At 63.8% G+C, this 10,401-nt stretch carries 6 protein-coding genes; all 6 read right to left on the bottom strand.

Annotated features, from left to right (window positions below):
* Window positions 1-190 precede the first annotated feature (190 nt).
* Window positions 191-1,426 (bottom strand): TadE/TadG family type IV pilus assembly protein, encoded by a 1,236-nt coding sequence (locus BBJ66_RS26415; RefSeq protein WP_049734726.1) that lies wholly within the window; start codon window positions 1,424-1,426, stop codon window positions 191-193.
* A 114-nt stretch (window positions 1,427-1,540) separates the two neighbouring features.
* Window positions 1,541-2,419 carry a transglutaminase family protein gene (locus BBJ66_RS26410; protein ID WP_071091244.1) on the bottom strand — a complete coding sequence of 293 codons (879 nt, stop codon included), beginning with the start codon at window positions 2,417-2,419 and terminating at the stop codon, window positions 1,541-1,543.
* Between the two features lie 5 nt (window positions 2,420-2,424).
* A complete protein-coding gene (locus BBJ66_RS26405; RefSeq protein ID WP_049734725.1) occupies window positions 2,425-4,842 on the bottom strand; it encodes a circularly permuted type 2 ATP-grasp protein in 2,418 nt (805 codons plus the stop codon).
* Between the two features lie 29 nt (window positions 4,843-4,871).
* Window positions 4,872-8,198 carry a transglutaminase family protein gene (locus tag BBJ66_RS26400; protein WP_071090992.1) on the bottom strand — a complete coding sequence of 1,109 codons (3,327 nt, stop codon included), beginning with the start codon at window positions 8,196-8,198 and terminating at the stop codon, window positions 4,872-4,874.
* Window positions 8,199-8,296: 98 nt separating this feature from the next.
* Entirely contained in the window at window positions 8,297-9,679 is a 1,383-nt protein-coding gene (locus BBJ66_RS26395; protein ID WP_071090989.1) for a sensor histidine kinase, read from the bottom strand.
* Complete coding sequence (locus tag BBJ66_RS26390; protein ID WP_049734722.1) at window positions 9,676-10,353, bottom strand: response regulator; 678 nt, start codon at window positions 10,351-10,353, stop codon at window positions 9,676-9,678. Before BBJ66_RS26390 ends, BBJ66_RS26395 begins: the two co-directional genes overlap by 4 nt.
* Window positions 10,354-10,401: the final 48 nt, after the last annotated feature.

The raw sequence follows: 10,401 nt of genomic DNA, 5'->3' as shown, positions 1-10,401 counted from the left end.
TCGTTAGGAAGCACTTGCAACAAGGGATTTGGACAAACGAAAAATTTGCGAAACCTTCATAGTCACGGGGCGCGAGGGAATTGATTTCAAACGCTTTTCCCGATTGGATGGATGGGGTAGCGATAACGAAAAACCGCGCCGGTTTGTTCCGGCGCGGCTTTTTTTGATCGGCTTTTAGTTGGCAGTATCGTCAGTTCGTCAGGCGCGTCACTTGTGCGGATGCCTTCGCTCCGATCGCCTTGAAGGCGGCAAGGAGATCTTCCATCTTTTCCGCCTGGAAATAATGAGCGTCATCGGAAGCGCAATAATGCAGCAGCGCCTGTCCGCCCTCGGGCGCCATGAAGGCGATCGTATAGATTTCGAGGCCCTTGGACTTCGCGTCGTCGCACGTCTTCTTGGTCAAGGTGTCATACGAACGGCCACCGCTGCTATCGTCGTTGTTGTCACCGTCCGTCATGAAGACGATGTATTTTTTGGGTATCTGCCCGGTCTTAAGTTTGTGAGCGGCGTCCTCGGCATCGTTTCCCGCGGCGTTCTTGGCTGTCAAAGAGGTGTAGGCCGTGTTCATCGCGCCGCTTGAATTTGTGCCGCCATTCGCCTGAAGTGCGTTGACATAGCTGGTGACACCGGTGATCCCCCACGCGAGATTGCTCGGGGTGTATTGGTTGATATCATAGGACACGGCGCCGGTGCGCACGTATTGGGCGTTGGGGTCGGCGCTGTTCAACTGGCTGAAGAGATTGCCGGCGGCGATCTTAAGCGCCTCTATCTTGGTGTAGTAATTTGTGCGGCTGCCCGTGCATTTGTCGTAAACCCACTTATTATTCTTGCTGTTGTAGTGGAGGTTGCAGTCGTAGGTGAACGTTTCCGTTGGATCCTCCGCATTGACGGTCGCGGTAGCGTCTCCCATCGATCCTGATTTATCAAGCGCGAGGAACATAGAGATCGAGCCTTGGGTCTGAGAATGGCCGCCGACCGTCGTGCCGGAGGTCGAGAGATGCTGCGTCTTGAAGCCGACCGCCTGCATGAGTGGATTGAGCGTGAGGTCGTAACCCGGTGAAACCGTAACCTGATAGGATGTCGACTTGCCCGATGTGCTCGTCTGGACATTGACGGCTGTCCCGTTCTTGATATCGACGCCGTTCTGCAGGTAATTCGCCATTTGCCCGGCGACGAAATTCTGCGCAAAGGCCTCGGCCTGCGACGTTTGGATCGTGCCGTTCGCCAGCGCGGTCGCGGTTGCGAGCGCGGCCGAGTCGGCCGCTTCCTGGAGTTGCTGTTTGGAGAGCAACATGTCGCCCACCTGGATCGCCATGCCGGCGACACCGAGGAGGACGGGCATCATGATCGCCGTCATGATACCGAAATTGCCGCCACGGTCGCTCAACATGCGACGCAGGCAGGGATGCAAGAAGGAGGTGCGCATCATGTTCACCCGAAATGGACCCTGTGGGTTACATTAGGCATCGCTACTTCTTTACGCCGTCCTTACGGCGTCCATTCAATTCTAACGAATCGGCGGATTTTTCCAGTTTTGGGATTATTTCAGCGGGATCACGTCGACCGCCTGGACGGCGCGCTGGCCGCCATAGCTTTTCAACACGCCGATGACGGGGACGACGTCGGAATAGTCGCGGCCATAGGCGACGACGATGTGATCGGTGCCGGCTGATATGTCGTTGGTCGGGTCGAGTTCGATCCAGCCGATGGTCTCGCCGCACCAGATCCTGACCCAGGCATGCATGGCATCCGCCCCTTCCAAGCGTTCCTTGCCGGGCGGCGGGATGGTGCGCAGGAAACCCGAGACGTAACCCGCCGGAATGCCGAGGGTGCGGAGCGCCAGGATCATGATGTGGGTGAAATCCTGGCAGACGCCGCGCTTCAGCCTGAATGCCTCGAGCGGCGTCGTGTCCACCGTCGTCGCGTCGGGGTCGTAGCTGAAATCCTTGTGGATGCGGGCACAGAGCGCATAGGCGATCTGCATCGCCGTCAGATCGGGCATGGCGCAGCTTCGCGCGTAGTCGCTGATCTCGCGCGCCTGGGTCAGGCGCGGGCTGTCGCCGAGGAAGTGATGCGGCGAATCCGGCGCCAGCGACCAGATGCCGGATATTTCCTCGGGCAGGTCGGCCAGCAGCGGTGAGAAATCGGCGGCGATCGGCTGGCTTTCCACCTGCACGCGGGCCTGCATGCGAATGTCGAGCGTCTCGTGCGGCGCGCGCAGCATGAAGGCGGTGGCGGGGTGATCGAAGAAATCGACGAAATGCGACTGCTCGTCCGGCGTCGGCGAAATGGTGATCGAGCCGGCGACCAGGCGCTGCCGATTGGTCAGCGATAGCGGCATCAGGCGCATGATGTGGCGGGCGCCGGAGGCGGGAACGTCGTAGCTGTAACCCATGCGCAGCGAAAGATCGTAAAGCATCGTCGTCACCCGAGATAGGTCTGGGCGAGCAGATCGGAAAGCTGCTCCAATTCGCGTTCGAGCCGCTGATAGACCTCGGCCCCCATGCCCTCCGGCGTCATGACCGCGAGGCCCGAGTGGAGCCGCATCGCCTCGCGGTAGAAGGGCGACATCTGGCCGTTGATCAGGGCGTTCGGCAGTTGCTCGACCTCGTGGTGGATCTCGTTCACCTGGAAGAGCACCGAACGCGGGTTGAGGGGGTCGAGCGCCAGCAGGTCGGTGACGGTCAGCCGCGCCGTGTTGACGTTGTAGCGGCGGCGGTGGGTCATGACGCTGTCGCCGATTTCGAGCAGCATGTCGAGCGCGCCATCCGGCGCTTCCGGGCCGGACATGTGGCCGAGCAGCCGCGTCATGTGCAGGCCGCGCTCGATATAGCGGCCGAGCGAAAGGAAGCGCCAGCCCATGAAACGGTACATGTTTTCGTGCACGAGGCCGGCAAAACCCGCGAGCTTGCGCAGAAGGATCGTCATCGCGTGGCTGGCATCGTCGCCGGCAGCCACGGTGACATGGAAGCGGCGGGCGGTCTTGGCGAGATCGTTGAGCGCGAGCCAGCCATCCGGCGAGAAGCGGTCGCGGATATTGCTCGCGGAATAAACGGCGCTGTCGATGTGGCGCAGGAGCGTCTCCGGCACCGGTTCGGCGGTATCGATATCGACGGCGGCAAGATAGTCGGAGACGTCGGCTAGCAGCGGCTGGCTCGGATCGGCGGCTTCGGCATAACGGGCATGCCAGGCGCGCAGGATGCGCAGCGCCCCTTCGGCGCGCTCGATGTAGCGGCCGAGCCAGAACAGATTGTCGGCCGCCCGGCTTGGCAGGCTGCCCGGCATGTTGCGGGTGAAGCTGCCTTCGGCCGGCAGCAGCGTGTGGCGTTCGACCGGCTTGTCGCTGACGATCCAGACGTCAGCGGCCGCTCCGCCCGACTGCATGGCGATCGCCGCGACATCGGCGCCGGAGCCGATGCGGGCAAAACCGCCGGGCATGATCTGCCAGCCGTTCGCCGTGCGGGCGGCAAAGACGCGCAGCGACATCGGCCGCGGCACGAGCTTGCCATCCACCCAGGCGGGCGTCGTCGAGAGTGTGACGACCTCCTGTCCCACAAGTTTCGGGCCGTCCGAACTCAGCCAGTCGGTGATGGAATCCTTGGCGGCCGCACGCAGCGACGAGCCGAGGACGGATTCGCCGCTGTCGTCGAAGAAGGGGGCGCGGGAATAGGCCGGGCCGATCACCATCTTCTCGATATTCTTTGCGACGTGCTCGCGCTCTTCCTCCTGGCCGCACCACCAGGTGGCGATCGAAGGCAGTTGCAAATCCTGCCCCAGCAGGCGGCGACAGATGGTCGGCATGAAGGCCAGAAGCGCCCGTGTCTCGAGAACGCCGGTGCCGAGCGCATTGACGATGGTGACGCTTTCGGCGCGCAGCGCTTCGACGAGGCCGGGCGTGCCGATATGCGAATTCTGGTTCAGCTCCAGCGGGTCGGCGAAGGCCGAATCAAGCCGGCGCCAGAGCACGCCGATCGGCTTCAGGCCGGCGACGGTGCGCACCATGACGCGGCCCTTGACGACGGTGAGATCCTCGCCCTCAAGCAGCATCAAGCCGAGATAGCGGGCGATGTAGGCGTGCTCGTAATAGGTTTCGTTGGCAGGGCCTGGCGTCAGCACGGCGATGCGGTCGTCGCCTGAATGTTTCATGCCCTGCAGCGCGTCGCGGAAGGCGCCGAAGAAGGAGGCGAGGCGGTGGACGGGGGTTTCGGCGTAAATATCCGAGAAGGCCCGGGTCGTCGCCACGCGGCTTTCCAGCGCGAAACCGGCGCCCGACGGCGCCTGTGTCCTATCAGCCAGCACCCACCAGTTGCCATCCGGTCCGCGGCCGATCTCGAAGGCGCAGAAATGCAGATAATGGCCGGAGGCCGGCCGGATGCCGGCGAGCGGGCGCTGGAATTCGGGATTGGCGGCCATCAGCGCCGGCGGCAGGACACCTTCTTCCACCAGCCGGTTGTCGCCGTAGATATCGGCGACGATCGCCTCCAGCAGGTCGGCGCGCTGGACGAGGCCGGCCGACAGCGTCTGCCATTCGCGTTCGTCGATCAGCACCGGGATATGCGAGATCGGCCAGGCGCGTTCGCCGGTGCCCTTGCTGCCATAGGCACGGTAGAAAACGCCGGCATCCCGGAGATAGCGGTCGGCGCGGGCGAAACGCTCGGCAAGATCCTTTTCCGGCATGGCGCTCAGATGCGAGAGGAAATGCTGCCAGACCGGGCGGACCCTGCCCTTGTTGTCAACCATCTCGTCGGCGGTGCCGGGAAGCGGCGCATAGTCGAAGGCCGCACGTTTGCCGGTGCGGTCCACGGTCTCTTCCCTGCGCTCTACTGCCGGCCTCTTACCCATCAAAATCCAAGCTACCCCTCACCCCCGCCTCAAATTCCAGCAGGCCGCCTCAAATCCAGCGTCAGCGGGAATTCCAGCGAACCCGTCTCGGCGCGGGGGATATAGCCGCCCGCCGTATGTCCCCACGGCTCGAAGCGGGCGAGCCGCCTTGCTTCCGCCTCGTTGCCGTTGACCGGGAAGGTGTCATAGGTCCGGCCGCCCGGATGGGCAACATGATAGATGCAGCCGCCGATCGAACGCTTCGACCATGTATCATAAATGTCAAAAGTCAAAGGTGTGTTGATCGGCAGCACAGGATGCAGGCCGGACGCCGGTTGCCAGGCCTTGTAACGGACGCCGGCCACCGACACGCCCGCCGTGCCGGTCGGCGTCAGCGGCAGGGTGCGGCCGTTGCAGGTGACGGTGTAGCGCGCCGTATTGCTGGTTTCGAGCCGCACCTGAAGGCGCTCGACGGAACTGTCGACGTAGCGCACGGTGCCGCCCGGCGCACCTTCTTCGCCCATGACGTGCCAAGGCTCCAGCGCCTGGCGCAGTTCCAGCTTCGAGCCCTCGTATTCGACTTCGCCGCAGAAGGGGAAGCGGAATTCGAGCTGAGCCTTGAACCATTCCGGACTGACGTCGAAGCCGTTTTCGCGAAGGTCGGCAAGCACGTCGAGGAAATCGGCCCAGACGAAATGCGGCAGCATGAAGCGGTCGTGCAGCGTCGTGCCCCAGCGGACGAACTTGCCGTCGACCGGATTGACCCAGAAGCGGGCGATCAGCGCGCGCACCAGCAATTGCTGGGCGAGCGACATGCGCGCGTTCGGTGGCATCTCGAAGCCGCGGAACTCGATGAGGCCGAGCCTGCCGGTCGGGCCGTCGGGCGAAAAAAGCTTGTCGATGCAGATCTCGGCGCGGTGGGTGTTGCCGGTGACGTCAGTCAAAAGGTGGCGGAACAGCCGGTCGACGAGCCAGGGTAACGGCTGTTGGCCGCGGCCGGGGGCAGCGATCTGCGCCATGGCGATTTCCAGCTCGTAGAGGCTATCGTGACGAGCCTCGTCGATGCGCGGCGCCTGGCTGGTCGGGCCGATGAACATGCCGGAGAAGAGGTAGGAGAGCGAGGGGTGGCGCTGCCAGTGGAGGACGACGCTCTTCAAGAGATCGGGACGGCGCAGGAAGGGGCTGTTGTTCGGATTGGCGCTGCCGACGACGACATGGTTGCCGCCGCCGGTGCCCGTATGACGGCCGTCGATCATGAACTTGTCGGCGCCGAGCCGGGTGGCCCGCGCCTCTTCGTAGACCGCCGTGGTGATGTCGACGCATTCCTTCCAGTTCGAGGCCGGATGAATGTTGACCTCGATGACACCCGGATCCGGGGCGACGCGGATGACGTTGATGCGCTCGTCCTGCGGCGGCGGGTAGCCTTCGATATGGACGGGAAGCTTGAGCTCGGCGGCGGCGTTTTCGGCCGCGGCGATCAGCTCGAGATAATCCTCGATGCGCTCGACCGGCGGCATGAAGACGCAGAGCCTGCCGTCGCGCGGCTCGACCGACATGGCGGTGCGCACGGCGCCGCCGATCTCACCGAGCGTCTGTTCGATCCGGCTGCGATTGCTCTCGCCGGCGTGGAAGGAGGCTTCCGGCATGGCGCGGCCGGCCGGCACGAAGACATCGGGCAGCGGTTCGCGCGGGATCGTCGGATCGGCAGGGTGGATGTAGGGATAACGCGCCGGGGAGACATAGGGAAGGGTGCCGAGCGGCAGGCGGTAGCCGATCGGGCTGTCGCCCGGGACAAGGAAGATCCGGCCACGGCGGGTGCGCCATTTCTCGCTGACCCAGACCCGGCTTTCGGCCGCCTTGGCGTTCCATGCTTGCACCGGAAGTATGTAGCCCGTGGGGACGGTGAGGCCACGATCGAAGACCCGGGCGATGCGGTTGCGCTCCTCGGGATCCTTCAGCTTCGAATTCGCCGGATCGACATTGTCGGGAAGATTGCCTTCCTTGATGATCCAGTCGGCCGGATCCTCATAGGCCGGCTGCACCATGCCGGGCTTGATCGCCAGTTCTTTTGCGATCGCCGTCAAGAGCTTTTCGGCATCCTCTGAGGTGACACCGGTATCCTTGCCCTCGGCGGCGACCAGATCGAGGTTCTGCCAGACCGGCTTGCCGTCGCGGCGCCAGTAGAGCGAGAAGGTCCAGCGCGGCAGGCTTTCGCCCGGATACCATTTGCCCTGGCCGTAGTGCAGGAAGCCGCCGGGGGCGAAGCGTTCCTGCAGCCGGCGGATCAGGCTGTCGGCTTTTTCACGCTTGGTCGGGCCGACGGCGGCGGTGTTCCACTCCTCGGACTGGAAATCGTCGATCGACACGAAGGTCGGCTCGCCGCCCATCGTCAAATGCACGTCTTCGGCCTCCAGGACACGGTCGACCTTCTCGCCAAGTTCGTTGAGTTCCTCCCAGCTTTCGTCGGAGAAGGGCTTGGTGATGCGCGGATGTTCGGCGACGCGCGAGACCTTCATGTCGAAGGCAAATTCGGTTTCGGCCTCGCCGAAATAACCGCCCGAGATCGGGGCGGCGTTGCGGTAATGCGGCGTGGCGGCAAGCGGGATATGGCTTTCGCCGGTCAAGAGGCCGGAGGTCGGATCGAGGCCGACCCAGCCGGCGCCGGGCAGATAGACCTCGGCCCAGGCATGCAGGTCGGTGAAATCGACTTCGGTGCCGGAGGGGCCGTCGAGCGCCTTCAGATCAGGCGTCAGCTGGATGAGGTAGCCCGAGACGAATCGGGCGGCAAGGCCGAGATGGCGAAGGATCTGGACGAGCAGCCAGCTGGTGTCGCGGCAGGAGCCCTTGGCGCTTTCGAGCGTCTCCTCCGGCGTCTGCACGCCGGTTTCCATGCGGATGACGTAGCCGATCTGCCGCTGCAGGCGGGCATTCAACCCGACGATCATATCGACCGTCGCCTGGCCGGGCGACCAGTCGAGCGTCGGCAGCAGCGCCTTCAGCCGCGGGCCGGCCGGTTCCGGCGTCATATAGATCGACAGATCCTCCTGGATCGTTTCCGGATAGCCGAAGGGCCACTTGGTCGCCTCCTCCTCGACGAAGAAGTCGAAGGGATTATAGACTGTCATGTCGGCAACGAGATCGACCTCGATCTTGAATTCGGTCACCGGATCCGGGAAGACGTAGCGGGCGAGGTAATTGCCGTAAGGGTCCTGCTGCAGGTTGACGAAGTGGTTTGAAGGCGTGACCTTCAGCGAGTGGCTGAGCACCCTTGTCTTCGAATGCGAGGCAGGTTTCAGCCGGATGATCTGGGGGCCGAGGCGGACCGGCTTGTCATAAGTGTAATGCGTCAGATGATAGATGCTGGCTTTGATCGACATATTGCTCTTTTTATCCGGCGCGCATCGTCGTGCGGCTTGCTGTTCCCGACATCAGTGTGTGCAATGCAGCGAAAGAAAGCAAGGAGGGCCAATGGCTTTTACGCCGCCTTGGCGAAAGTGACGGCCGCCTTCAGGCCCTTGCCGTCCCGTCCTGGCTCCAGTGTCAGGTCGGCGTTGAAAAGATTGGCGATTTCTTCGACGATCGGCAGGCCGAGGCCGGTGCCTTGCGCCCCTGTCTGATTGCCGCGCGAAAAACGCCCGCGCACCGCCTCCAGTTTATTGCGTGGAATGCCGGGGCCGTTGTCCTCGACTTCGAGGCGGATCGTCTCCGCTGACGCGATGACGCGGACGGTGACCTCCGCCCCTTTCCCGGCATAGGCGATGGCATTTCCGGCAAGGTTGCGCAGCATTTCACCGATCAGCAACGGCTCGGCGCGGATCATCGCCGGGCTCTCGCCCTCGAAGCCGAGATCGATGCCGGCGCTGGCCGCCGTCGGGATCTGTTCGCCGGTGATGTCCTGGGCGATGGCGGCAAGATCGATGGCGGAGGCGGTCAGCGCCTCCTTGGCGGTGGCGGCGTCGATTTTTGCCATCAGCAGAAGCTGGGCAAGGATGCGCTCGGCATGCGCCACGGCCTGATCGCCCTTCAAAGCTGCCGCCTGCGCTTCTTCAAGCGAGCCGGCGCGGGCGGAAAGCGCAAGCTGGGTGCGGATGATCGCCAGCGGCGTGCGCAGCTGGTGGCTGGCATTGCCGGTGAAATGGCGCAGCGCATCGAGCGCCGACTGCAGGCGGACCATGAAGCTGTTCACCGTATCGACCAGCGGCTCGACCTCGCTCGGCACCGTCTGCTCGATCGGATGCAGGTCATCGGGGCTGCGTTCGCCGATGGCATCGCCGAGCTTGTAGAGCGGGCGCAGCGCCACCGTCACCGAGATCCAGACGATGACGGCGGCACCCGCGATCATGAAGGCGAGGCGCAGTGCCGAGCGCACGAGGATCGCTTGCGCCAGTTGCCGGCGGGCAATCGTGGTTTCGGCGACCGTCACCACGAAGGGCACGGAGCGGATGCCTGTCGAGGCGGAGCGTTCGAGTGTGGCGACGCGGATCGGCTCGCCGCGGAAGGTGTCGTCGGCGAAGGCGGCAGCATTGGCGGGCGTCTTCTGCAGGACCGGCAGCGACTGGTAGCCGGTGATGAATTTGCCCGGCGGACCGTCGACGCGGTAGAAGACTCGGTCCTGCGCGGCCGAGGTCAGCATTTCAAGCGCGACATAGGGGATGTCGACCTGCAGCGTGCCGTCCTCGGCGACGACGACGCGTTCGGCGATCGCCAGTGCCGAGCCGGCGAGCACGCGGTCGGAGACGATGTTCGAGGTCTGCACAGCCTCGCGATAGGTATCGGCGAGCGCCAGCGTGCCGATGACGGCTGTGGAGACGAGCAGCCAGAAGAGCAGCCGGCGCCTGAGGGAATAGGCGGCTTTCATGAGGCCTCGGGGAGCTTGTCGAGATAATAGCCGATGCCGCGGGCGGTCTTGACCGTCAGGCCGTGCGGCGAGAGGCGTTTCCTCAGGCGGCTGACATATTGCTCGATGGCATTTGAAGAAATGTCGTCGTCGAAGGCCGTCAGCGACTGGATGATTGCCTCCTTGGCGACGACCTTGCCGGCCCGCATGAAAAGAATTTCGAGCAGCCCAAGTTCGCGGGCGGGAATATCGAGCGGCGTGGCGCCTGATGAAAAGGCGCGGGAATTGAGATCGAAGGAGATGCTGCCAAAACTGACGGTCGCCGAGCGCAGGCCGGCCTGGCGGCGCAGCAGCACGCGCACGCGGGCCTCGAATTCTGATATGTCGAAGGGCTTGATCAGATAATCGTCGGCGCCGAGGTCCAGGCCCTTCACCCGTTCTTCCGGCGTGCCGCGCGCGGTCAGGATGAGGACGGCTGCCTGGTTCTGCCGGGCGCGCATGGCGCGCAGCACGTCGAGCCCGTCCATCTCGGGCAGGTTGAGGTCGAGGATCACCAGATCGAAATTTTCCGCGGCGATGACCGCATTGGCGGATGCGCCGTCATGCACGACATCGACGGCATGGCCCGTGCCGCGCAAGATCGCCGACAGGCCGTCAGCCAGCGCGATATTGTCTTCGGTGAGCAGGATGCGCACGGATCTCCCCCTATTTCTCAGAGGAGATTATAGAGGTGGTGGAGTGAT

It is taken from the genome of Rhizobium sp. RSm-3 (assembly GCF_001854685.1).
GTDB classification, from domain to species: domain Bacteria; phylum Pseudomonadota; class Alphaproteobacteria; order Rhizobiales; family Rhizobiaceae; genus Rhizobium; species Rhizobium ecuadorense.
The sequence above is the reverse complement of the archived record's forward strand: the minus strand, read 5'-3'. Positions and strand labels throughout refer to the sequence as shown.